This is a genomic window from Ectobacillus funiculus (assembly GCF_004138295.1).
GTDB classification, from domain to species: domain Bacteria; phylum Bacillota; class Bacilli; order Bacillales; family Bacillaceae_G; genus Ectobacillus; species Ectobacillus funiculus.
This window is the reverse complement of record NZ_SCFM01000016.1, coordinates 1-23,493: the sequence shown is the minus strand read 5'-3', so window position 1 is coordinate 23,493 and position 23,493 is coordinate 1. Positions and strand designations below refer to the sequence as shown.

Sequence of the window (23,493 nt, the reverse complement as noted above, 5' to 3'; positions counted from 1 at the left end):
GCCCTTTAAACATATCTAACCAGAGAAAAATAGAGTAGGTCAATTACAGACTCATCTCTTTAGTAAAAAACCTACCCCATCAGTCCTTCTCTAAAGATACGTTTCTTTTTAACGAAAGTTGGCTATTCTTTCTTCCAACAAACATTAATAGTAATAATACAACTAATAAAACAGCGAAGCACTGAAGTACAAAGGAAATATTGGAATAGACACTTAGTATCCTACTTGAGACGGATGGTCCAAATGACATTCCTAAAAAATTTATAAGATTGTACATTCCCAACCCCATCGCAGCTTTTTCCGGCTCTAAATGTTGTGGTATTTCTAGGTTTATAATCACTGTTAATGCCCCGTAACTTGAATATATCAAAAAAAGTCCTAATATGGCCATTATAATGGAATGAATGCCGAAAAATGCTAAGACACAAAAACCAAGCAACTGTAACAATATAGATAGAAACATTGACTTTCCATTACTTATAACCTGAACTATTTTTCTTATCATTAGGCTGATAAAAAAGGAACCTATCGCAACGATACAAATGATGAACCCTATCTGTACAACTGATAAGTGGAAGGCCCTATTCATCAATGTGGGGAATAAAAACAAAGTTGCAACCATAGCAGCATTATTAATAAAGCTAATCAAAATCAATCTATCGTAAGAAAAATATCTAAATACAGAAGGATCAACTAATAAAACAATTTTTTTCTTTTTACTGTGCAATCCTAATATAAATATAGAGATTATACATAGAAAAAGCAGGTAGATATTCAGTTTTACACCTAAAATGAATGATGTGACAAATATGATCAAGTAGAACATTCCTAGAATATCAAAGGGCTCTGTTATCCTTTCTTTGCTTGCATATCCAGAAGGAAATAGAAAATATATACCAATTACTGTTAGTAATGTTAGACTCATTAATAGAAACAAAGAGTGCCAGCCCCATGTAAAAGCAAATAATCCACCTATTAAGAAACCTATACCAGAACCTAAAGATAAACATCCTCCTATCAGGGTAAGAGCAACGTTCCGTTTAGGTAAAGGAATATATTTTGTAGCTGTAATCATGGATAGAGCGATAAATGAGCTTCCTCCCATTGCTTGAATAATACGGCCTATCAAGACCACAGTAAAGATGCTAGAATAATACCCTATTAAAGAACCTAAAGTAAATAATGTTACTCCTATTAACAACAACTTTTTGATTTGAAAATAAGAAGCGAGCTTACTGTATATACCCGAACCAAATGTTATGACCAGTGTGTAAGAAATAACTATCCAACTTATTGCAGAACTATTGACTTTCAAATCAATAGCCATATCTTCCAGCGTTACATTAAATAATATTGAATTCATTACACCTGCCAGCACAATTAAACATAATGTACATATAAGTTTATTCATCTTAGTTTATACTCTCCTTTGTTTAATAGTCATAAAACCTTGGAACTAATGGAGAAAAAAATTGGCTACCTTATAACGTAGCCAAAAATCCGGGCAAGTATTGTTTAAATGTCTCTTTATTTAAAGAAACATATTTTGTTACCCCTTCTTTTTCAATAAGCACCAGGTTCGCTTCGGACAAGATTTTCAAATGATAAGAACCATTTGATTTGCTTATTTCTAGCCTCCTTCCAATATCCGAGCATCGCGGGCGTGTATCTTGCTGAGATAATATTCGGATGATGTTGATCCTTTTCTCATCTGCTAAAGCGTTAAATATTCTAATCCTTTGGTTATCACTCAATTGTTCTAAAGTCATAAAACTATTGTAAAAGCAAAATAAGAAAATGTCAATGCTTAAAATATGTATTAATGTAAGGCAACTCTCCATTAGATTTCAACAAATTTGGATATGAATTGCTGTTGAATAATTTCTAAGACTTTCTAGTCCTCTCCCCCTATACTTAGCAGGTCTCCCTTGTCCCATTTTCTTTTATTATTTCCTTATTACGCTAAACTGCCATATAGTTTAAGTACATTCCTTCACATTCCCCATCTATTTTAACATTAATATCCGATTTCCCAGAAGATATCATCTACAATCTGTCCCTTTAGTGGAGTAACTTGATTGCCACTCAACAGTTCCTTAATCCACCTTTCAGTTCAGATCTTCTTTTCACTTTTTACTATAAAAACACCCCTTTAGTCTTTGCATCAGAACCGTTTATCCTAGTTTTTTCATCAAACTTTTAACAGCAGAAACTACAACTTAAAAAATCTGTTAATCTGAATCTATTTATAACCTTTGAACATAATGTGGTTTTTTAATAATATGTTATAATTTTGGTATTATTTTCATTTATAAGTTGGAGGAACATGAATTTGATTTTTTCAAAGATTATAGACTATTACGCATTAAACCTCATAAACGGGTTTCACAGAAACAAAAGCAAAGAATCCCAATAGACATATCTTCCTACTCAGACACTAAAATGATGGATAGGGAAGTATTTTACCAAGCATATCCGGCCGACGTTCTTTTCGATCTATCCTAGATACGCATGCATGACGGTAACAAAGTTATCAGGTAGCGTAGATTTGAAGTTGAAGAAAGGTGAGTGACTTTGGTAAATTATTTGAGGAGAGCAGTAAAAAGCTTAGGTTTTGGGGAGAATCAATTGAGATAATACAAGACTAAAAAGGGGATGAAAACATGGACAAGCCAAAGGCTTCTCAAGTAATAGAATTAGAGAAATATCGCGACAAGGTAGGTGAGAAAGAACTACGTCTTTTAGAAATTTATAGGGATAGAGCTAAGTACTACGCTTTAGCATGGGAAGCTGAATACTATGATGATGAAGTATTGGCGGCAGAATTTCGGGCGAAAGCTGATAGTTTGAATAAAGAATCGTATGACGTATGGGGAGAAATAAAAGGATTGAGTAAAGAAGAAGTTAGACTTGAGTATGAGAGAGCAGTTAAGTTGATAGCGGAACACACTAAAGGACACATCTGAACATGATGTGTCCTTTAGTGTGTTCCCAAAGGTATACCTTTAGGTACTTTTAGCCCGGCTACACTCACCGTACTTATTCCGCTTATTTCATAGAATCTTTTGTTGATAATGAACCAATTCTATTAATTATTATTGAAATTGATGTAAATTTCATAAAGTGTACAAAAAAATCATGGAGCATCCCCCACCGTTCAGGCTAGAGGGATAGGCGCACAGCCATGATCAATGCTGAAAGATATTTATATCGGCTATGTCGACAAGTTTAGGCTGCCACATCTCTACGTGTAAAAAAGAGCCAGGAAATTAGATTGAACACGAGGAAATAGACAGCAAGTACCCCGATGGAAAAGGACAATGTCATTCCCTCTTGGAAAGGATGTCCAGTCAGGTACTGGGTGAGATCGGTGTTGGCGAACAAAAGGTACTTGCTCCAATCGAACCGCTGAAGTGCCTCCAGAACAATATTGCCCGCAAATAAGGCGCCGATGGAAAACCCGATAGCCATCGTGCTGCTTCGGAAGGCGGACGAGATCATAAAGGCCAAGGTTACGTACATGACTGTGGATACACCGTTGAGCATATACGTTTTCCACAGATTGAGGACCATATTCCTTTCGACGATTTGTCCTTCCGCAGTCATACTGATCAACGGTAGATCCATGTATCCAAAACCGTATAAGACTCCGTTCACTGCGACGGATATGACAAACAAAGTAACTAACAACAGCATGCCGAACAACAGAAAAGAGATATATTTGGAGACGAGGATTTTGACCCTGCTAGCCGGCCGGATGAGTAGCAGCTTGATCGTGCCTGACGAAAATTCTCCCGCCACACTGTCTCCCACAATAATGATGGTGAAAATGGTAATTACGATTATCAGATTGGCCGAAACATTCACGCCATCCCACATCGTACCGTCCGTTGAGCGAATATTCTGCTCCAAGTGATAGTCATTGACGGCAATCTGCTGCTGATAGAACGTTCGAGCCTCTTCATCGAGATTGGGCTGCTTCAAAATTTCGCTCCATTGCTGATTCTCCTGCAGCAGTTCTGCCCGCCAGCCTTCGCCTTGTGCCTTTTTTCCATCAGAATGCCATTCAATAATGTTGATATAAAGCACAATAGCGGACATGAGTCCGACCAGGATCCACGTTCGCACCCGCCGGTAGATTTTCATGTTTTCATTGAGCACTAGATTAACCAATTTGTCCACCCTCCGTTATTTCCAAGAATCGATCTTCTAGAGACTGGTAAACCATCTGGACGCCATAGATACGAATATGGTTCTGCATCAGCCCTGCCAGAATATCCGGGATGCATTCCCGCTCGGTTTTGACCTCGACGATCCCTTCCTGAGCGAGCTTGCCCCCCTGGACCCCATCCATCTGCCTCATAGCCGCCAACGCCTGTTCCGGCGGCTGTGCTTGGATCAGATACGTTTGAACCTGATCGTTCCCCTGGGTAAAATGCTGAATCGGCATCACATCGACCAGCTTACCCCGCTGGAGGATAGCGACCCGGTCACACATGAGCTCCATCTCGGACAACAGATGGCTGGAGACGATAACAGTGATTCCTTCCGTACGAGTCAAATGCCGCAAATAATCGCGCAGCTCGCGAATTCCCGCCGGGTCAAGACCATTCGTCGGTTCGTCGAGAATGAGCAGGGACGGCCGATGCAACAGTGCTTGGGCGACTCCCAGACGCTGGCGCATGCCGAGCGAGTACTTTTTGACTTTGTCATGGATGCGGTTTTCTAGCTTAACCAGCGACACCACTTCATCAATCCGTTCCTTAGTTACCCCCGGCACCATGCGGGCATAATGAACGAGGTTATGGTAGCCACTCAGATACTTGTACATTTCTGGACTTTCCACGATGGCACCTACGTGCCGGATTGCTTGCTCGAATTCGGTTTTGATATTTTTTCCCTTAATCAGTATTTGACCCTTAGTAATCGACATCAGTCCAACAATCATACGGATTGTGGTGGTTTTTCCAGCCCCATTTGGGCCAAGGAAGCCGAAAATTTCCCCTTGCGGTACGTCAAATGTAAGATCGTCGATGATGGTAGCTCGGCCAATCCGTTTGGTCACATTCCTTAAGCTGATGATAGGTTCGTTGCTCATATAGGTCCTCCTTTAATGATGGATTTAGACGTTTCGTCCTTTTGTTCATAATATTAAATATCCCTACTTTATTACTGAGTGTCTTCGTCACTTTTGTACTCCAGAATATCTCCAGGTTGATACCTGTTTCATAAAAAGCACCTCACTTATTTACTGTCATTTTGAAATTTAACACATAGTTTATCGTTTTTCAATAAATTTTTATTTATTTTTATGTTATTTTTATTGTTAAATAAACTTTAATTTCAAAGAGAACTCACCGTTTGGCGAGTCCTGCTCTTGGACGAACACAGAGGCATAGTTGGACTTACACTGTATTCCTAAAATTTCTGACTACGTCGAATTCGCTTCTAGCTAGAAATTTCTTCTTACAGTGTAAACAAAAATAAAAAGCATTCCTCATTACAAAGAAATGCTCTCTAAATTTAAACTATTGAATTTATAACTTGTTCAACTAACCTAACCGTTCGTTTAAGTGAAGCACTTTACAAATAAGCTTTGACCAGTATTCTTATTTTTACCGTTTCCTCCACATTCACTCTGTGCTGATAATACCGGTCAATATGGTCTGTCTCGAGTCCTTTCAGGAAAGCTTCCACTTTTGTCCAAATCTGCTGCTGCGATTATGAAGCAGATGAATCTATTGGAGGCACATATCGGCGTTCATATTTTAATCCGGACCAATCATGGTACCCGTCTCACGGATGCTGGAAAGTCCCTCTATAAAGTCGCCCAATTTTTAATGGAGTATTATGAAGAAGTCAGCCAACGAGCAGGCCAGATCGTAAGTATGTCATCCGTGTAGGAACCTCAATACAGGAAGTACGTACAAGGAGTTTATTCTCCAGCTAACTCCAATTCTTTAGTCATAATAAAATCTGTCTGTTTTTCATCTCCCATGTAAAAGGCATGAGCTCCAGTTTGAACAAACCCCATTTTCTGATAAAAGGCAATAGCATTTTCATTTTTTTCCCATACGCCTAGCCAGATTTTCTTTTTATTACATTCCAACGCAATTTCTATAGCCTTATTTAGCAGATATTTACCAAGCCCATGTTTTTGAAATTTGCTCTTTATATAAACCCTCTCGATTTCAAGTGATTCATCACCCATCTCTTCCGACTGAGCATCATTGGTATTGACCTTTAAATATCCAGCAACTTCATTATTAAAATAAACAAACAAGAATTGCGAAGAAATATTGGATAATTCTTTTTCTAATTGTTTTAAGTTAAATGCCCTTTCCAAATAGGCGTTCATATTTTCGAGCGAATTCTGATGCTTAAAGGTCTCACTAAATGTTTCATAACTAATTTCTTGAAGTTTGCGTGAATCTTCAAGGATACACTTTTTTATATCTATAGTCATTTAAATACGTCGCTCCCTTATACAATCAATAATTTCTCTTGTTTCCCTTTTTTACAAATTCCCAGTCTTTTTCTACATTTTTTCTTACTCTTTGAAGAAGATTGAAAATGGTTTCTACTTCTGTTTCGGAAAATCCCTCTAATGCAACGATATCGGAATAATCATGTTCTCTTTTTATAAAAGGATAAACATTTTTCCCTTTCTCTGTTGGAAAGAGTTTTTTATTTTTTTTGTTATGTTTATCTTCCTTTTTTTCAATAAAGCCATTCATTTCAAGTTTTTTTATAGCACGAGCTGCTGTTGTTCGATCTACTTTTATCATCTCAGCTAACTTTTCTTGAATGATTCCTGGGTTTTCACATATTCGCACAAGGTACAAATACTGCCCTTTTGTAAGTTCAAATTCTTTAAATTCTATATTACTTATAGAATCTAATGCCCTTGCTATCATTCCAATTTCACGAAGAATTTCCTTCATAATTAACTCCTTAGTATGTATTTTGTTGCAAATACAACAAAAATGGCATATATTAAATGTAACTTAATTTTGTTGCATTTGCAACAAAAAAAAAAAAAAAACAATAATAAAGAGGTCGAATCAAGTGAAATATGTTTTTTATGTATTAGGAATTTTAGTATTAACCCTTGGTATTTCTTTCACCATACAATCAGACCTTGGAACTTCACCTTTTGATGCACTTTTAGTAGGACTGTCCATAAATGTGGGGCTTACTGTGGGAAGTTGGGAAATCATACTGGCTTTTATATTGATATGTTGTAATTCATTTTTAAAAAGACAAAGACCAGAAGTTTTAGGGTTGTTAACAGCATTTATAACAGGTATTGGTATTGATATGTGGCTTTTTTTATTACACAATTTGATAACACCCGAACTATGGTACAGCAAAGTTGTTTGTTTTGGAATCGGCTTAGTTGTTATCGGATTAGGAACTGCAACATATTTACACACAAATTTTGCACCGATTCCAATTGACCGATTAACATTAATCATACAAGAATTAACTAGAACAAACATATTTTTTTCGAGAACATTCATTTACCTCGTATTCTTGATAATAGCAATGATTTTACATGGACCAATTGGCGTTGGAACTTTATTAACCGTTTGTTTAGGGGGGCTAGTACTTAATTACTTTATGCCATTTACTGAAAAAGTATTAGACCGCATATTAACAAACTCTAGTACATCACCAAATTATGCTAAAGATAAAAACCATTCAATATAGAACTTTTCTTGTTCAACTAGCCTGCCCGTAGTTGAACAAGGAACAGTGTATATCCTATGCATGTTAATCACATACTATCAGAATTCAACGTATCTAAAAGCCTATAGCAATGCCCTCCAGTCAAGTGACATGGAGGGCATTGTTTGTTTACATAATTTTCGTAAGAGGCGTAGTTGCCCTTATACTTTATTCCTAAAATTTCTCACTACGTCAAATTGTCTCCTCGCTAGAAATTTATACTTTCTTAAAGTGAAATAAATGAAAAAAGCATCCCCTCTACCGTTCGGGAATGCTTTTCTATTTAAAACAAATAACTAATTAATAGTCCTGCTGATAACAGGAAAGCAAAAATCGTATTTGTGATCGCTGTTGCTTTCATTGCTACACGCATATATTGCGGTTCTTTTGCTCCTTTTCGAAAGCTTCGAATGGCAGAAATTGGCTTTTTCAAACCCAGGAACATAACCAATGCCCAAGGGCTTACATAACCCAGCAATACAATCGCTACAATCCATAAATAAGAAATTAAAAAGAAAATAGCTAGGGCTGCCACTGCCTTCTCTCTTCCAAGGAGGATAGCCAACGTTTTTCTTCCACCTTTAATGTCTTCATCAATATCCCGGATGTTATTCGACATGTTGATTGCCCCTACTAAAATCCCAATCGGAATGGAAATCAATATACTTTCAACTGTTAACATATGGGCTTGAATAAAGAAAGCAATTAGTACAAATCCTGTCCCCATTGACAATCCAGAAAATAACTCTCCCAGTGGCGTATACGCAATTGGGAATGGACCACCTGTGTATAAATAGCCAACTGCCATCCCGAATAAACCGATGACCGCTAACCACCAGCTACTATTCATGCAGATATACACACCGATACATGCTGCCACGATATACAATACAATCGCAACTGTTAAAACATTTTTTGGCTTCAATCCATGACGGACGATTCCACCACCAATTCCAACAGAATCAGCAGTATCTAATCCACGTTTAAAATCATAATATTCATTAAATAAATTCGTTGCAATTTGCAATGCTAAACATGCAAGCATCATCGCAATAAATAAAAGCCAATGGATCTTGGTTTCATAAAGTGCTGCAACTGTCCCTAATATGACAGGAGCAAACGTCGCCGTTAATGTATGAGGTCGCGTCATTCTCCACATTAATTTAGCGGAACTAATTTCTTTTTGATTCTCCATAAATTGTTCCCTCTCCCTGCATTTCAGTATTACATCACTAGAAGTATTTTTTCTATCTACCTCCTGTTTGCATGATACATTATACCAAGTAAATGCTTATCCTGACATGATTTAATATTAGGAAAGTTAAAAACACACATCAAAAATTAAACTGTCCTGCACTTTTAATTAAGAAATATTTCTTTTGCACGTTCAGATATGTCATCATCTATCACTTTTCTATGGTATTTGATAATCAAAACTAAGTGCTAGTTCAATAAGTCTTCTTTCTCACTTGTAGACCATCCAAATTATTCAGATGTTATAATGAGCAATAAAGGATTTTCCAACAGGGGGATATTATGACAAAATCAATAATGAAGTTTTTAATGTGGATTACGATTTCCATCGGTTTACTCGTAGGAAGTGTTTATGCTACTTTTTCCTATATTGACCATTGGGAAAGTAAGAATGTAAAGACTTCAACCAAGGCTGAAAAAGGTCCAACTGAGGTTCAAATCAAAGATGAAGTGGATTTAAAGTCTGAAATGATTACTGATGCAGAGGTACAAACCATTCTTCATGGAATGACTCACCAAAAGGTAGCAGCCAATGAGAAATGGACATTTACTAGAATGTCTTCAAAAAACATTAAGGCAACAATTGCAATAGCTGAGAAAAATAAAGACCATCTTTCTCAGTATGATTTTTATATGAAAGCTCTAAGAGAATGGGAAAAGGGTGATTTCTCCTACTGTGTTGAGGTTCATAATCAGGTTTGGAAATGGCAAGGTGGAAACGTTGGAATAGCCACAAGACTTGCTACAGCAGAAGAAGAAAAGGCTTATTTGGAAAGTGCAAATTGATAAACCAGGTGGAGAAATAGATGCTATCCTCTCATCAAAATGCAAGTCGCATGACACATGCATATTTTTTTATGTCACAAACGAGTTTTGCACCACAACCAAAAAATTTCATTTGCACTCATTGTTAAAATATGGTAATCTATAAAATACCAAAAAATTTTTTGCTGAATCCTGAATTAGGAACGGGGGAACCAAACCAGTGATTATAAGTCACTAGGGGCGAATCCTTTTAAGGTAGGGAAACTCTCTAATCCCGAGTCCGACAGCTAACCTCGTAAGCGTAATGAAGAGAGGATGTGGCATCATGCCTCATATAAGTTCTCCTTAAGGGTATAGATGACTTTTAGAGTCACTTATTAGCATCTATTACCATATGAAGGGAGAAGATCTATTATGTGGATTCGTTTTATTGTCATTGGTTTTTTCTCTTTTACTGCAGTATCTCTCATGGGATATCAAATATTAGAAATTATCCAAGCATACATCGACATGTTATCTCATAAACAATAAAAATACTACACAAAAAGTGACCCTTGTGGCCACTTTTTGTGTAGTATTTTTTCTATAGCTTCCTATAAATCGAATTATATTAAGTAGTCTATTTAATTAATCTTCTGTTGTGTGTCTTAACAAAAATAAGCTGTTCAGGTAATCAATACACTGATACAAGGCTTCTCTTTTGAATGTGTTATGAGTTTCTCGAGAGAGTTGCCGATGTTCGCTTACACTTTGATCATCATTAACGAACCGCTCGAATCAATCGAAATAACTGCTTAGTAGTTAATCGTAAATTATCAAAAGTTATTTTTGAATCCATTGCTTCTTCAAGAGACATTGGTGCATTCATAATAGAGAAATAAGAAGTTATGCCAAGTTTATTTAAGGTTGATGTTTCCTCTGAAATACCGCCTGCTAGTGCAATTACTGGGATATGGTGTTTATGCGCTAATTGTGCCACACCTAAGGGAGCTTTCCCCATTGAAGTTTGTCCATCTAACCTTCCTTCCCCTGTAATAACAAAATCGGCACCTTGTATCTTTTCTTCCATTGCAATGAGATCTAAAATTAATTGGATTCCAGACTGGAGACTGGCATGTAAAAAGCCTGCAAATGCAGCTCCAAGTCCACCGGCAGCTCCTGCACCAGCTATATTATGAATATCCATACCTAACTCATCCAGAACAATCTGTGCAAAGTTTTCAAGCCCTTGATCAAGCTCTTTGATCATTTCTGCTGTTGCACCTTTTTGGGGACCAAAAATATAAGCAGCTCCGGTTGGTCCATAAAGAGGATTATTCACATCACAAGCCACTTTAAATGTGCAAGCCTGGAGCTCAGGGTGTATATCGGCTACATCGATTTTGTGGATGTTTTGCAGTTCCTTTCCTCCCCAACCGATTTCTTCATTGTACTGATTTAAGAATTTAAACCCCAATGCTTGAAGCATCCCAACGCCCGCATCATTTGTAGCACTCCCTCCAAGCCCGATGACAAAGTCGCGACATCCTTTCTCTATCGCATCGCAAATCAATTCACCAACTCCATATGTAGTTGTAACAAATGGATTGCGTTTGTTAGAAGGAACAAGTGGTAAACCACATGCTGCCGCCACTTCAATCACTGCTGTTTTTTTATCTCCTAAAATACCGTATACAGCATCTACCTTCTCATGTAACGGGCCTATTACCTCCCTTTTGACAAATTGTCCTTCGGTTGCTTGAACCAACGCTTCTACAGTTCCTTCTCCACCGTCCGCTAAAGGAAGGGTCACAATCTCTATATCAGGATCGACATCTTTTATTCCTAAAGAAATGGCTTTGCTGCCGTCTATGGAAGAAATGCTTCCTTTAAATGAATCGATAGCAATTAAAACCTTCATTTTTTAAGACCTCCTTTACTTATGTTTAATTATAGACGAAGTAAAATGAGGATGTTATGGGCTACGTAACAAATAATTAGACAAAATTTTGGTTCCTGTAATAAAGAAAACCCGCCGATTGGCGATCCCTGCCTTTGGGCGAAAACAGAGGCGTAGCCCTACTTATACTTTATTCCTAAAATTTTTCACTACGTCGAATTGTCTTCTGGCTAGAAATTTATACTTTCTTAAAGTGCAAAAAACTTCAAACTAAAGCGTTTGAAGCAAAAGAGCAATATAAAGTTTAACGGAATCATGGTATTCTCTTGGATTTACCTTTGTTTTTTCAGTAATTTTGTCAAGACGATATTGTAGCGTATTTTTATGAATAAATAACTCCGCAGCTGTCTCTTTTAAAGAAAGATTATACTTGTAGTAGGTGTGTAAGAGTGTCCTTTCTGCTTCCGAAAGCTTACCCACTAGTTTCAAAGCATAGTCATTTCTTATATGGGGATCAATATTTTCCATGATCATTTCTAAGTCAAGTTTTGCGTATTCACATACACGTACTTGCTTTGAAAGGGCATATTTTAAGGCAAACTTTGCATGTTTATAGGACGTCGCGAGTTCTTCTAAAGCACTGATGCTGCCAATTCCGATAGAACAACTTATCTGCATGGAATCAAAATACGTTTTTAATATTTGTACTGTCGTTTCATACTGCGATTCATTAACAATGATAGCATATTGGTTTGGGAACAAATAAGTAAAGAGTTTGATTCCTTGCTTTAGTAAAATATCGTGCATATTAACAGGAAGTGAAGAGGGATTGTTTAACCCATGTATATGGATGACACTTACAAACGCAACCTCTTCTAGCTCATATTGAAGCTGTTGTAAATAGTCCTTCATGGAAGCATTATTTTTTTCATCCTCAAAAATAAGCATGCGCACAATAGAGGAACGTAGTTCATCTAAAGAATAAACTTTATCTGCCATCGTTTGTTCTTTAATCAATACTTCTGTAATCTTTGTGAGTAAAAATCCTAACGATTTACATTCTTCGGGATCACCTGATATACCAATGATACCAAGCATCTGTTGGTCAATCATAACCGGATAGTTAATGCCTTTTTTCGTTCCTTTGAATGTGTTATTCTCAGAAACCTCTACTACCGTTCTCTTTTCTTTTACTTGAAAAGCAGCTTCGTGAAAGGAGCCAATTCGGCTGGGATCAGTACTAGCAATAATTTTTCCGTCTAATTGTATAAAGTTGATGTCCTTTCCAACCACTTCTTTTGCTGCATCTACAATTGTTTGGGCTAACGAATGGCTAATTCGGAAATTTTCTTTCATCATCGCTTATGTCCTCAATATTATAAAATGTATGATTAAAAATAGATGAAATAAGGGAATTAAGCACTGACTTTAACTGTTTCTTTGTTGTGGAATCTAAGATTTCAGCTTTATTATTAATCTTGGTTCCTACATGAGCAATTTGTAGTGTGCTTTCTTTTGGTATTTTTGCTTCGACCATCTGCAATGTGAGCATAATTGACTCATGAGCTTTATCTCCACCTGAACTATGTGGAGAAGCACTAATAACAGCAACTGGTTTATTCATGAGTTCTCCCGAAGACACAACCCAATCAAGAGCATTTTTTAGGACCCCTGGAACCCCCCTAGCATACTCTGGAGTGCATATTATTACGCCCTTAGCTAGTTTTAATTGTTCGCGTAAGTCTTTAACAGAAGAAGGAGGATCCTCTGTATCTATTTCAGGATTAAAATGTGGGAGATGTTCCAGTCCTTCATAAAAATGAAAATCAATATTTTCTGATTTCAGATTAGAAATAGCATATAAAATATTTGTATTAGAAGAGTTCTTTCGTAAACTTCCTGAAATAGCAAGTATCTTTATTCTTTTTTCATTCATAGTATCATCCATTCTATTAACTACAAATTTGATTTTTAAATTTCCATTATTTCTTCAAATCCCTTAATATTCCATCCCCATAATCATATTGTTTTGAAATGTTATGTTCAACTAATTTGCTTCATCAGTTGAATAAAGAACCCTGTATATTCTGGATATTATTTGCTAATTCTAAGCCAGATATGAAAACGAAAGGAGATTTTTCAATGCAAATGCAAACACAAATGAATCAACCACAGATTCCTAATCCACCTAGAGCGATTACGACGAAAGATTTGCTTTACATTAAAGATGTCTTATCATGGGAGCTTCTAGCATTTAAGAAATTTCATCATCTAGCCGAGCAGGTAAACAATCCTGATATAAAACAAGTACTGGAAAAAACAGGGCAAATGCACCAAAATCACTATCAAAGATTACTCCCCCATCTGCAGGTTAATAACAATGAAGCATTAGCACATTTACCGAATTCTCATCCTTTACAGTAAAAAAAAAATGGAGGTAGCAAAAATGCAAACTCAGCAAAATCAAAACAGTAACCAAATTGCGAATCAACAAACAGGCCAGCTGCCAAAAGTGAAAGGACCAGAAATGAATGACCGTGATTTTATCAACGATGGTCTCAGCGCTTGTAAACATTTAACAGACAGTTTAAATATCGCTGTACGTGAAGCAAGCCACGATCAGCTTCATAACGACATACTTCAAATACTAAACGAAACACATCAAAGCTGCCGTGAGCTCTATACTTTAATGTTTCAAAATGGCTGGTATAAGCTTGAAGCTGAAGATCAGCAAAAACTGGATCAAGCATACAAGCAATTTAGCAACTACTCAACCCAATTTCCATACTCTTAATTAAAAGTTAAAAGAGACATCCAGTATTATTTATTAACTCAAACTTCACACCTAAATAGATAGGTAAAAGTTTTGTGTTTGTTTAGTTAGTTATTGTTTCGTTCTACTCTGTATTATGGCTTTGAAATGAAGTTACGGTGTTTATAAAAAAGATTGATCAAAATATAGTCCGTATTTTTATAAAAACGTTGATACATTAAGGATTATAAACGTTTTTTACTAAACTTTATTCTAAAATATGCGGTCTGTGTGACTTTCTTTTTTATTTGACGTAATTTCTCTAAATTTAAATGTGGTTGTCTAAAATAAAAAACACGGGGATCAACTAACCCCGTGTTACATTCAATCCTTTTTGATAATATTGCTTCATCATTTCTTTAGGAACCATATTTCCACCAGTCCCCCAAACAATATGCGTACCCTTACTCATTTTTTCTGTTAAATTGTGCTTCAGTAAATAATCTGCCCCTTCTTTATATAATTTAATTGGTCCTATCATGCCTGCCAGTGCTGAAGGTTCTAGATGAATCCCCTCTGTATCAACTAGTTCCTTTAATAATTTATACAATTGTTCATCGCTAATCGTATAATTACCACTTATAAACGGTTCCATAGTTTTACCCACAAATCCAGATGCTCTTCCAACAGCAAGCCCATCAGCGTCTGTTTCATTATCAATACCAATTTCTTGTACAGAAATCTTATCATGAAGTCCGGTCATTAAACCAAGTAACATACATGGAGAGTGGGTAGGTTCAGCAAAGAAACAATGAACATGGTCTTGATACAATAACTTCAAACCAAAAGCTATACCGCCAGGACCACCGCCTACTCCACATGGAAGGTAAACAAATAAAGGATGATTTTCATCAATGGTTATCTCTAACTCTTCTAATTGTTTTTTTAATCGAGATGCTGCCACGGCGTATCCTAAAAATAAGTCATGAGAATTCTCATCATCCACAAAATAACATGTAGGGTCCCCATCTGCTTGGATTCGACCTTCCTCCACTGCTTTACTATAATCCGCTTCATATTCAATGACATGAACATTCTTTCCTCGAAGCAAGTCTTTTTTCCATTGTTTTGCATCAGCAGACATATGAACAGTCACATTAAAACCTAACTTTGCACTCATGATGCCTATACTAAGTCCTAAATTCCCAGTCGAACCTACTGCGATTGAATATTGTGAGAAGAATGTTCGAAACCTATCGCTATCTAAAATTGAATAGTCATCTTGAATTGTCAACAATTGATGTTGAAGAGCTAATTCTTCGGCATGTTTGAGAACTTCATAAATCCCGCCTCTTGCTTTTATAGACCCTGATATAGGAAGGTGACTATCACACTTAAGCAATAACTCACCTAATATAGGCTGTTGATAATTCTGTTCTAAGGATTGTTTCATGGAAGGAATTTTCACTAAAGGAGATTCTATTATCCCATTCAGCTTTTTTGTTTCTGGGAAGACCCTTGCGATATATGGAGCAAAACGTTTCAATCTTTCCTCTGCATCCTCTACATTATCTTGAGTAAGGGGAGAATTTCCGATTCCTGTTTTATATTTTTTAACATTAGGATTTAACCACAATATTTCTTCCATCGAAATGAGTTTGTTTAGTAAAGGATAGTGGTCTTTTAATGTTTGTAGATTTCTGCATTCAATCTCTTTCATTTAGTTAATCCTCCTAATCGACTTGATTATAACCATCAAGGTGAATTAAAATCTAATTAAACAAACGTTAAATAAAATTTAACACAAACCGTTTAAGTTGTTAAGTTTTATTTAAAGATGTTAAATTAAAATTAACGTTCTTTATCAAGGAGTGCATAGCAATGGAAAATATAGATATTGGTAAGAAGGTTGAAAAGTATAGGAAAACTAAAGATTTAAGTATTAGAGAACTAGCAAAGTTAGCTGAAATAACACCTTCAATGTTAAGCCAGATTGAACGTGGCTTAGCAAACCCTTCTATTCAAACCCTTAAAACTTTAGCGAAATCCCTAGATGTTCCTACATTTAGTTTCTTCATTGAAGAAACCAACACGATGAATTTAGTTGTTAGATCGAATAGCCGAAAGAAAATGATCATTGAAAACTTATCTTATGAGCTCGTTTCGCCTGATTTTACTGGAAACCTTGCAGCAGCCATTATGAATTTCCCACCGAACACAGCTTCATCCGAGAAACTGTTGGGGCATAAAGGAGAAGAAGTTGCTTATGTATTAGAAGGTAAAATTAAAGTGTTTTTAAATGATGAGGAATTCATATTAGAATCTGGTGACAGTGTAAAAATACCAGCACATATGAAGCATAAATGGGAAAATAACTTTGATAAAAATGCTGCTATACTTTTTTCAGTAACTCCACCAGCTTTTTAGATAAGAGTCTAATTTTAATAAGATTGGAGACACAATATGGCTCAAACAGATAAAGAAAGAATTATGTACCAAAGAGGAACAGAAGAATTGAAACAGAAGAGTATTCGTGCTCATAAACTCGTTCAGGAATTTAACAGAAGTGACGTTGAGGACTTTGAAAAAAGAGAAAACCTTATTCAAGAGTTGTTCGGAAGTGTAGGTGAAAATGTTAGTATTGAACACAATTTTCACTGTGACTTAGGTTATAACATTCACGTTGGTAAGAACTTCTACGCTGGATATAACTGCACAATCTTAGATATGGCAGAAGTAAGAATTGGCGATGACTGCATGATAGGTCCGAATGTTGGAATTTATACCGCTGGACACTCGATAGAACCTAAAGATAGGAATAAGAGTGGATATGCGATACCAATCGGGATCGGTAACAGTGTATGGATTGGGGGGAACTGTGTCATTTTGCCTGGAATTACGATTGGTGATAACTCCATTGTTGCGGGAGGATCAGTCGTTACAAAAGATGTACCTCCTAATACGATTGTAGCAGGAAATCCAGCAAAGCCATTAAGAACCATCGAGTAAGGAGTTGTTAAAAGATGACTTCCGCTTTCGAATGTTATACCAACAGGCAGCCCCAGACAGAATAGCTGTCATAGACCACAAAGGGACTTACTACAAAAGTAACAATACAAATACTTTCTAAATAAATCTACTAATGCCGATTACCAAAAACTATATAAAAAGGCAACCCCCTAGGGGATGTTGACAAATAAAGACCAAAAGCAAAAGAAGACGAATCACTACAGGATAGTGGTTCATCTTCTTTGTTATTACTATATTTTGTGCCTTAGTGTTCGGCAATTTAGCTTGTCAGCAGCCCCAATAAATCCTCCTTGCTGCTTAGCTGATATGCTCTTCCTTTATTCTATCCTTTGAATTCTTTTTATGTAAGCCGGTTAAAAAGTAAAAAGCAATTAAAAGTATGATCCAAGATGGGCCAACATATAAGGCAATTCGTGTATCTGGGCTAATAGCCATCACGACAAGAACAAAGGCTAAAAACACGAGCGAAATATACGATGACAATGGGAAAAAAGGAACCTTATATTTCAACGTTTTCTTCTCACTAGAATTTAAGTTTTTGCGGTAAGCTATCTGTGATAGTAAAATAATTCCCCATGTCCAAATAGCTGCAAATGTGGCAATACTCGTTACCCATGTGAATACCTTGGCTGGCACAACATAATTTAATAGAACACCCATCAATAAAACAACGGCTGAACAAATAACAGCGAATCCTGGGATGCCATTTTTTGTTACTCTCCCTAATTTTTTGGGTGCATCTCCATTTTCAGCAAGGTTAAACAGCATTCTCGCCGTACTAAAAATTCCACTGTTACAAGATGAAAGTGCGGCTGTTAAAACAACAAAGTTGATGATGCCTGCTGCAGCTGGAATCCCAAGTTGTTCAAAGGTCAACACAAACGGACTACCTTTTGAGCCGATTTCATTCCAGGGGTAAATGGACATAATTACAAATAATGCACCCACATAGAAGATAAGAATCCGCCAGAACACATTATCAATGGCTTTAGCTAGGTTTTTCTGCGGGTTTTTAACTTCCCCGGCAGTGACGCCAATCATTTCAATTCCAAGGTAGGCAAACATGACCATTTGCATCGACATTAACAGTCCGTTTATACCGTGCGGGAAAAATCCTCCGTGGCTCCAAAGGTTATGAATGCCAGTCGCAATCCCGCCATTTCCAAAACCAAAAATAATCATTCCAGCACCGGACACAATCATTAAAATAATTGTGACGATTTTGATAAGGGCAAACCAGAACTCCAATTCACCATAGGCTTTTACAGCAAGGAAGTTGACTAATGACATTAGCAATAGTGCGGCTAACGACCAAAGCCAGCGCGGGATGTCAGGAATCCAGTATTGCATATAAATACCTACAGCTGTAATTTCAGCCATACAGGTGGCAATCCATAAAAACCAATAGGTCCATCCAGTTAAGTACCCCGCAAGTGGTCCTAAATAATCATGCGAATATTGGCTGAAGGAACCGGCAACAGGCTTTTGGATCGCCATTTCCCCAAGGGCTCTCATAATAAAAAACATAATAAGTCCAGCGATGGCATATACGACTAATATTCCCGGCCCTGCTGTCTGTATGGCCGTAGACGAACCAAGAAATAAGCCGACCCCAATCGCAGCCCCTAAAGACATTAGGGTAATATGCCTTTCCTCTAATCCCCTCTGAAGTTCTTTGTTTTGTGTGTTCTTAACCATGATTCACCTCTCCTACACTAAATCGATACAAAGTTCTATTCATATATAGTTATGAAAAATAATTATAACATTTTTTCATAGTAAAGTAATTCAATGGATGTTGCAAAACCAAAACAATTCCTGTTTAACTTTTTCTATAACAAGGAATTCAGAAAAGACATGTGCTGTACATTCACCTACAACTCGATTTCCCATGGTCATCTTGTATTCAATTTGATAGGGAGAAATCGCTTGTTTCATCCTTCCCTCTGCTTGTCTTTGCTACATACAGCGTATGAAGGAGAAGTTTGAGGTATTCCATAAGACCTTCCTCCTAATTTGTATGACCGTGTTCCTTTCTTATTGGAACACGGATTTTTTGTGTTGAATGTAAACTATTTCCTATAGGTGTACATTAGTTTTGTTGATTTCAACTAGAAACAGTAAAAAAAGCTAAGCATAGGCACTCTGATGAGTCCTACACTTAGCTTCCTCGTTCCCCTTCTATTAACTAACCGTTCAACACGCCTCCTGTTAATAGATACAAGCAACCTAAAAAATCTAGCTTTCTTCCAGTTCTATCTTTCGCTTTAATTTTGAGTTACTTCTTCTTTCTTATCTAAATCCACAGCAGGTCCGAAAAATTCGAAATGAATTCGATTTTGCGGTACTCCCCACTCTAAAAGTGCACTGCGAATAGTTTTCATAAATGGAAGTGGTCCACAGAAGTAAAAATCAGCTTCATTTGATTGCAGCACTTCTTTTAACCATGGAAGATCGATGTAGCCTTCCTTGTCGTAATTGCCCGCTGCACGATCTTTTTCCGTTGGCGCCTCATAGCAGATAAAGGATTTTACATGTTTCTTTTCCTGTGTCAACTTTTCAACAGAATCACGCAGTGCATGGTGTTCTCCATTAATGGCTGCGTGAATAAATGTTACATCACGTTCAGGTTGCTTTTCTGCAACTGTATTCAGCATACTTACCATTGGCGTTAAGCCAACTCCACCGCTGATTAAAATAACAGGTATAGTAGTATCCATATTTAATGTAAAGTCACCCGCAGGAGCGCTTATTTCCAATGTATCTCCTTCTTTTATTTGATTATAAAGGTAATTGGACACTTTTCCATCAGGGTAGTTGTTTCCACACTCACGCTTTACACTGATCCGGTAATAGTCTTTCCCTGGTGCATCTGATAGACTGTATTGGCGGATATGTGTATACTGTTCTCCTGGGTCACTTATTTTGACACTAGTATACTGCCCAGGCAGAAATGAAGGAAGAAGTTGATTGTCTTGCGGCTTTAGATAAAATGATGTGATAGCCGTGCTTTCTGTTACCTTTTTGTCCACAACAAAGGTTCTGAATCCTGCCCATCCGCCTTCTTGCTGTTCTGCTTCATCATACATTTCTTTTTCTATACTAATAAATGCCTGAGCAATGACACCGTATGCTTCACCCCATGCATCAATGATTTCATCTGTTGCCGCATCACCCAATACGTCCTTAATTGCTAATAATAAATGCTCACCAACAATAGGATAATGTTCTGGTTTTACACCGAGGCTGCGATGCTTGTGTGCAATTTGCTTAACAACAGGAATGATTTGTTCCAGCTTATCAATATGCTGGGCTGCTGCATATACAGTATTTGCAAGCGCTCCTTGTTGTCTCCCTTGCTTTTGATTCATATGATTAAAGATGTTTAAAAGTTCAGGATGATTCGTAAACATCATTTCATAAAAACGCTTCGTAATTGCTTCTCCATAAATTTCTAATGCGGGAACGGTCGCTTTAATTGTCTCAATTGTTTTTGCGCTTAACATAGCGATAACCTCCATGTGTCTGTTTTTTTATGACTCATTTAAAGATGTATTTTAAATATATCTTTATCATAGTGATAACCTTACTTAAAAGCAATATTTAAAATACATCTTTAACAAATTAGACATAATTTGCTTTTTTTCAAACTTATAACTTGGTAATGGGTATCTCCCTTTTGTATTCCTAAAAAAATATAGTAAGATAAAAGTAATTACATGCTGTTTTGAAAGAGGTCGAGGCAATGCGCCTAACACAATATACTGACTATTCCTTAAGGGTTCTGATTTATTTAGCAATGCAAAATAATGACCAACTTGCAAATATTAAGGATATCGCCGATAAATATACCATCTCCAAAAACCATCTCATGAAAGTGATCCATGAACTTGGTAAGCTTGGCTTTATTGAAACGATAAGAGGCCGAAACGGCGGAATTCGTCTTGCATTAAAACCAGATCAAATTAACATAGGAGCTGTCATTCGTAAGACCGAGGAAGATTTCCATCTGGTGGAATGCTTTAATGCTGAAAAAAACTCTTGTATTTTGAGTCCCACGTGCCGATTAAAACATATTCTACATGATGCACTTCAGGCTTATCTAAATGTACTAGATCAATATACGCTTGCCGATATTGTCACACAGGATGGGCTTTTAGAACTATTTAACTTTCAAACTTGACGATTACAATTGAAAAAGCTGTTGGAAAGATGAACAGCTTTTTCAATTGTGTTAGTACAGAAATCTAACGATTACCGTTTATATAAATCTGACAAGGCAACAGCAGTTCAATTATTTGAATTTCTGTTCATACAGATGATAATCTTAAAATATTACTGAAAAGGAGTGATTAATTATGAGTATATCAATCCCAGAGATTACGCTTAATGATGGCCTTACTTTACCAGTTATAGGTCTTGGTACATATAGCCTGAATGGAAATGCAGGTGCCAATGCTATAACTAGCGCAATTGATGCAGGTTATCGACTAATTGATACTGCTTATAATTATGAAAATGAAGGGACTGTAGGTGAAGCTGTTCGGCGAAGTTCGATTCCACGTGAGGAATTAAGAATTACCTCCAAATTACCAGGTCGTTATCAAGCGTACGATAAAGCGGTTACTACCATTCAAGAATCCTTATATCGTGCAAATCTAGATTATTATGATTTATACCTTATTCATTGGCCTAATCCTAAGCAGGATAAATATGTAGAAGCTTGGCAAGCATTACTTGACGCTAAAAAATCGGGGCTGATTCGTTCAATTGGTGTTTGTAATTTCTTACCTGAACATATAGAACGTTTAGAAAAAGAAACTGGCACGAAGCCAAGCATAAACCAAATAGAATTACACCCATTCTTTAACCAGGAACAACAAAGAATATGGCACGAAGAGAACAACATTACAATAGAGTCCTGGAGTCCATTAGCTCGTGCAAGTGCCGTTCTACGAAATGAAACGCTTGGAAGGATTGCTGACTATCATAACAAGACGATTTCACAAGTTATTTTACGTTGGCACTATCAGCTAGGGGCAATCTCAATTCCTAAATCTTCATCTCCTGAACGACAACTTGAGAATATCTCAATTTTTGATTTTTCCCTAACTGAAACGGAAATGAGTATGATCGCAGAATTAACTCGTCCAGATGGTAGAATTAACAATCAAGATCCTGCTACTTATGAAGAATTTTAACAATTGCAAGTAAAACGGTTCTGGTGTAAATACAATGATCGTTTGCAAAAATGAATAGTGTTAGTTATACAGATACTTCTGTTTTCTTATTTGTGTGCCAGAAGGTTTGCTTTTTTCCTTGTAATTCTTGCATCACTACAGAATACACTGATTCTTATCAACTGCGATTATCCAAGGAGAGAATACATACGAAATCAGCCAAGGCTTCTTTGAAAAAGCACTTGGCTGATTTTTATTACACACGGGTATTGAATTTATTTACACTGTAAGAAAGTATACATTTCTAGCTAGGAGACCATTCGACGTAGTAAGAAACTTTAGGAATACAGTATAAGGGCAACTACGCCTCTGTCTCCGCCCAAGGTCAGGGCTCGCCAATCGGCGAGCCCTGCCACTTTTCAACTTATAAAATAGATTTTTTCGTAGAGTTCGCCTACAACTTTTTAAGATTTTTTGTTTTTACGAGAGTCAAGAAGTACTGCTGCTACGATGATCGCTCCCTTTAAAATCTGCTGCCAGTAAGAAGATACGTTCATTAAATCAAGTCCATTGTTTAGAACCCCGATAATCAAAGCACCAATCATTGTTCCTGGAATCGTACCAATTCCGCCATTTAAGCTTGTTCCGCCGATAACCGCAGCAGCGATTGCATCCAATTCATACATTAATCCAAGACTTGGCTGTCCCGCAGAAATACGCGCTGTTAACATCAAACCTGCAATACCTGCTAAAAGACCTGCGTATGTGAAAATCATAATTTTGTAGCGATCGACTGGAATCCCGCAAATACGTGCAGCTTGTTCATTCCCGCCGATTGCGTATGTGTACTTACCAAATCTCATTTGGCTTAACATGATATGTGAAATAATACCCATTACGAT

General features: G+C 36.9%; 24 protein-coding genes and 1 riboswitch. Of the genes, 10 read left to right on the top strand and 14 right to left on the bottom strand.

The genetic code is table 11. The features are described from left to right. Positions 1-79 precede the first annotated feature (79 nt). Entirely contained in the window at positions 80-1,411 is a 1,332-nt protein-coding gene (locus EP737_RS12375) for an MFS transporter (RefSeq protein ID WP_129728289.1), read from the bottom strand. A 70-nt stretch (positions 1,412-1,481) separates the two neighbouring features. Next, entirely contained in the window at positions 1,482-1,769 is a 288-nt protein-coding gene (locus EP737_RS12370) for an ArsR/SmtB family transcription factor (RefSeq protein ID WP_129728288.1), read from the bottom strand. Positions 1,770-2,663: 894 nt separating this feature from the next. Between EP737_RS12370 and EP737_RS12365 the strand changes: the two genes are divergently transcribed. Beyond that, positions 2,664-2,966: a hypothetical protein gene (locus tag EP737_RS12365; protein WP_129728287.1), complete on the top strand. Its 303-nt coding sequence runs from the start codon at positions 2,664-2,666 to the stop codon at positions 2,964-2,966. A gap of 262 nt (positions 2,967-3,228) precedes the next feature. Here the strand turns inward: EP737_RS12365 and EP737_RS12360 are convergent, their stop codons facing one another. Both EP737_RS12360 and EP737_RS12355 read right to left on the bottom strand, forming a co-directional pair. Then, positions 3,229-4,173 (bottom strand): ABC transporter permease, encoded by a 945-nt coding sequence (locus EP737_RS12360; protein WP_129728286.1) that lies wholly within the window; start codon positions 4,171-4,173, stop codon positions 3,229-3,231. Beyond that, complete coding sequence (locus tag EP737_RS12355) at positions 4,166-5,098, bottom strand: ABC transporter ATP-binding protein (RefSeq protein WP_129728285.1); 933 nt, start codon at positions 5,096-5,098, stop codon at positions 4,166-4,168. The genes EP737_RS12360 and EP737_RS12355 overlap by 8 nt, the downstream gene beginning before the upstream one ends. 625 nt (positions 5,099-5,723) lie before the next feature. On the opposite strand from EP737_RS12355, the gene EP737_RS12350 reads away from it, so the two are divergent. Beyond that, complete coding sequence (locus tag EP737_RS12350) at positions 5,724-5,903, top strand: LysR family transcriptional regulator (RefSeq protein WP_205650930.1); 180 nt, start codon at positions 5,724-5,726, stop codon at positions 5,901-5,903. A 32-nt stretch (positions 5,904-5,935) separates the two neighbouring features. On the opposite strand, the gene paiA is transcribed toward EP737_RS12350, so the two are convergent. Beyond that, positions 5,936-6,466, bottom strand: coding sequence for a spermidine/spermine N(1)-acetyltransferase (paiA, locus tag EP737_RS12345; RefSeq protein WP_129728283.1), 531 nt, complete (start codon positions 6,464-6,466; stop codon positions 5,936-5,938). 25 nt (positions 6,467-6,491) lie between these two features. Beyond that, on the bottom strand, positions 6,492-6,944 hold the full coding sequence (locus EP737_RS12340; RefSeq protein WP_129728282.1) for a MarR family winged helix-turn-helix transcriptional regulator: 453 nt from the start codon (positions 6,942-6,944) through the stop codon (positions 6,492-6,494). Positions 6,945-7,068: 124 nt separating this feature from the next. On the opposite strand from EP737_RS12340, the gene EP737_RS12335 reads away from it, so the two are divergent. Continuing rightward, on the top strand, positions 7,069-7,713 hold the full coding sequence (locus EP737_RS12335) for a YczE/YyaS/YitT family protein (RefSeq protein ID WP_129728281.1): 645 nt from the start codon (positions 7,069-7,071) through the stop codon (positions 7,711-7,713). A gap of 301 nt (positions 7,714-8,014) precedes the next feature. On the opposite strand, the gene EP737_RS12330 is transcribed toward EP737_RS12335, so the two are convergent. Then, entirely contained in the window at positions 8,015-8,926 is a 912-nt protein-coding gene (locus tag EP737_RS12330; RefSeq protein ID WP_129728280.1) for a 1,4-dihydroxy-2-naphthoate polyprenyltransferase, read from the bottom strand. Between the two features lie 341 nt (positions 8,927-9,267). On the opposite strand from EP737_RS12330, the gene EP737_RS12320 reads away from it, so the two are divergent. Next, positions 9,268-9,771, top strand: a complete 504-nt coding sequence (locus tag EP737_RS12320; RefSeq protein ID WP_129728279.1) for a DUF6241 domain-containing protein — start codon at positions 9,268-9,270, stop codon at positions 9,769-9,771. Positions 9,772-9,923: 152 nt separating this feature from the next. Beyond that, positions 9,924-10,069, top strand: a riboswitch (cyclic di-AMP (ydaO/yuaA leader). A 441-nt stretch (positions 10,070-10,510) separates the two neighbouring features. Here the strand turns inward: EP737_RS12320 and EP737_RS12315 are convergent. The 3 genes from EP737_RS12315 to EP737_RS12305 all read right to left on the bottom strand — a co-directional run bounded on the left by EP737_RS12315 (position 10,511) and on the right by EP737_RS12305 (position 13,565). Then, positions 10,511-11,650 (bottom strand): glycerate kinase, encoded by a 1,140-nt coding sequence (locus EP737_RS12315; protein ID WP_129728278.1) that lies wholly within the window; start codon positions 11,648-11,650, stop codon positions 10,511-10,513. A gap of 249 nt (positions 11,651-11,899) precedes the next feature. Then, complete coding sequence (locus EP737_RS12310) at positions 11,900-12,988, bottom strand: CdaR family transcriptional regulator (protein WP_129728277.1); 1,089 nt, start codon at positions 12,986-12,988, stop codon at positions 11,900-11,902. Beyond that, the gene (locus EP737_RS12305) at positions 12,963-13,565 is read right to left on the bottom strand and encodes an NADPH-dependent FMN reductase (protein ID WP_129728276.1); all 603 of its coding nucleotides are present in this window, start codon (positions 13,563-13,565) and stop codon (positions 12,963-12,965) included. The genes EP737_RS12310 and EP737_RS12305 overlap by 26 nt, the downstream gene beginning before the upstream one ends. A gap of 212 nt (positions 13,566-13,777) precedes the next feature. Here EP737_RS12305 and EP737_RS12300 point away from each other — a divergent pair, with 212 nt between their 5' ends. Beyond that, positions 13,778-14,053 (top strand): ferritin family protein, encoded by a 276-nt coding sequence (locus tag EP737_RS12300; RefSeq protein WP_425455901.1) that lies wholly within the window; start codon positions 13,778-13,780, stop codon positions 14,051-14,053. Positions 14,054-14,075: 22 nt separating this feature from the next. Further along, positions 14,076-14,423: a spore coat protein gene (locus tag EP737_RS12295; RefSeq protein ID WP_129728274.1), complete on the top strand. Its 348-nt coding sequence runs from the start codon at positions 14,076-14,078 to the stop codon at positions 14,421-14,423. 325 nt (positions 14,424-14,748) lie between these two features. Here the strand turns inward: EP737_RS12295 and EP737_RS12290 are convergent, their stop codons facing one another. Further along, a complete protein-coding gene (locus EP737_RS12290; protein ID WP_129728273.1) occupies positions 14,749-16,101 on the bottom strand; it encodes a D-serine ammonia-lyase in 1,353 nt (450 codons plus the stop codon). 161 nt (positions 16,102-16,262) lie between these two features. On the opposite strand from EP737_RS12290, the gene EP737_RS12285 reads away from it, so the two are divergent. Beyond that, positions 16,263-16,808 (top strand): cupin domain-containing protein, encoded by a 546-nt coding sequence (locus EP737_RS12285; protein ID WP_129728272.1) that lies wholly within the window; start codon positions 16,263-16,265, stop codon positions 16,806-16,808. A gap of 36 nt (positions 16,809-16,844) precedes the next feature. Then, positions 16,845-17,390, top strand: a complete 546-nt coding sequence (locus tag EP737_RS12280; RefSeq protein WP_129728271.1) for a sugar O-acetyltransferase — start codon at positions 16,845-16,847, stop codon at positions 17,388-17,390. Between the two features lie 318 nt (positions 17,391-17,708). Here the strand turns inward: EP737_RS12280 and EP737_RS12275 are convergent, their stop codons facing one another. Continuing rightward, on the bottom strand, positions 17,709-19,109 hold the full coding sequence (locus tag EP737_RS12275; protein ID WP_129728270.1) for an amino acid permease: 1,401 nt from the start codon (positions 19,107-19,109) through the stop codon (positions 17,709-17,711). A gap of 569 nt (positions 19,110-19,678) precedes the next feature. Then, positions 19,679-20,917 (bottom strand): NO-inducible flavohemoprotein, encoded by a 1,239-nt coding sequence (hmpA, locus tag EP737_RS12270; RefSeq protein ID WP_129728269.1) that lies wholly within the window; start codon positions 20,915-20,917, stop codon positions 19,679-19,681. 239 nt (positions 20,918-21,156) lie between these two features. Between hmpA and EP737_RS12265 the strand changes: the two genes are divergently transcribed. Together EP737_RS12265 and EP737_RS12260 are read left to right on the top strand one after the other, a co-directional pair. Continuing rightward, positions 21,157-21,594 (top strand): RrF2 family transcriptional regulator, encoded by a 438-nt coding sequence (locus tag EP737_RS12265; protein ID WP_129728268.1) that lies wholly within the window; start codon positions 21,157-21,159, stop codon positions 21,592-21,594. Between the two features lie 175 nt (positions 21,595-21,769). Beyond that, positions 21,770-22,612 (top strand): aldo/keto reductase, encoded by an 843-nt coding sequence (locus EP737_RS12260; RefSeq protein WP_129728267.1) that lies wholly within the window; start codon positions 21,770-21,772, stop codon positions 22,610-22,612. A 443-nt stretch (positions 22,613-23,055) separates the two neighbouring features. Here the strand turns inward: EP737_RS12260 and EP737_RS12255 are convergent. After that, a partial coding sequence (locus tag EP737_RS12255) for an ABC transporter permease (protein ID WP_165350775.1) occupies positions 23,056-23,493 on the bottom strand: 438 nt, incomplete at its 5' end.

Excerpts from the sequence above, each read along its gene's own strand:
- EP737_RS12375 (WP_129728289.1), bottom strand. The coding sequence starts at position 1,411 with ATGAATAAACTTATATGTACATTATGTTTAATTGTGCTGGCAGGTGTA.
- EP737_RS12370 (WP_129728288.1), bottom strand. The coding sequence starts at position 1,769 with ATGACTTTAGAACAATTGAGTGATAACCAAAGGATTAGAATATTTAAC.
- EP737_RS12365 (WP_129728287.1), top strand. The coding sequence starts at position 2,664 with ATGGACAAGCCAAAGGCTTCTCAAGTAATAGAATTAGAGAAATATCGC.
- EP737_RS12355 (WP_129728285.1), bottom strand. The coding sequence starts at position 5,098 with ATGAGCAACGAACCTATCATCAGCTTAAGGAATGTGACCAAACGGATT.
- EP737_RS12350 (WP_205650930.1), top strand. The coding sequence starts at position 5,724 with ATGAAGCAGATGAATCTATTGGAGGCACATATCGGCGTTCATATTTTA.
- paiA (WP_129728283.1), bottom strand. The coding sequence starts at position 6,466 with ATGACTATAGATATAAAAAAGTGTATCCTTGAAGATTCACGCAAACTT.
- EP737_RS12340 (WP_129728282.1), bottom strand. The coding sequence starts at position 6,944 with ATGAAGGAAATTCTTCGTGAAATTGGAATGATAGCAAGGGCATTAGAT.
- EP737_RS12330 (WP_129728280.1), bottom strand. The coding sequence starts at position 8,926 with ATGGAGAATCAAAAAGAAATTAGTTCCGCTAAATTAATGTGGAGAATG.
- EP737_RS12320 (WP_129728279.1), top strand. The coding sequence starts at position 9,268 with ATGACAAAATCAATAATGAAGTTTTTAATGTGGATTACGATTTCCATC.
- EP737_RS12315 (WP_129728278.1), bottom strand. The coding sequence starts at position 11,650 with ATGAAGGTTTTAATTGCTATCGATTCATTTAAAGGAAGCATTTCTTCC.
- EP737_RS12310 (WP_129728277.1), bottom strand. The coding sequence starts at position 12,988 with ATGATGAAAGAAAATTTCCGAATTAGCCATTCGTTAGCCCAAACAATT.
- EP737_RS12305 (WP_129728276.1), bottom strand. The coding sequence starts at position 13,565 with ATGAATGAAAAAAGAATAAAGATACTTGCTATTTCAGGAAGTTTACGA.
- EP737_RS12300 (WP_425455901.1), top strand. The coding sequence starts at position 13,778 with ATGCAAACACAAATGAATCAACCACAGATTCCTAATCCACCTAGAGCG.
- EP737_RS12295 (WP_129728274.1), top strand. The coding sequence starts at position 14,076 with ATGCAAACTCAGCAAAATCAAAACAGTAACCAAATTGCGAATCAACAA.
- EP737_RS12290 (WP_129728273.1), bottom strand. The coding sequence starts at position 16,101 with ATGAAAGAGATTGAATGCAGAAATCTACAAACATTAAAAGACCACTAT.
- EP737_RS12285 (WP_129728272.1), top strand. The coding sequence starts at position 16,263 with ATGGAAAATATAGATATTGGTAAGAAGGTTGAAAAGTATAGGAAAACT.
- EP737_RS12280 (WP_129728271.1), top strand. The coding sequence starts at position 16,845 with ATGGCTCAAACAGATAAAGAAAGAATTATGTACCAAAGAGGAACAGAA.
- EP737_RS12275 (WP_129728270.1), bottom strand. The coding sequence starts at position 19,109 with ATGGTTAAGAACACACAAAACAAAGAACTTCAGAGGGGATTAGAGGAA.
- hmpA (WP_129728269.1), bottom strand. The coding sequence starts at position 20,917 with ATGTTAAGCGCAAAAACAATTGAGACAATTAAAGCGACCGTTCCCGCA.
- EP737_RS12265 (WP_129728268.1), top strand. The coding sequence starts at position 21,157 with ATGCGCCTAACACAATATACTGACTATTCCTTAAGGGTTCTGATTTAT.
- EP737_RS12260 (WP_129728267.1), top strand. The coding sequence starts at position 21,770 with ATGAGTATATCAATCCCAGAGATTACGCTTAATGATGGCCTTACTTTA.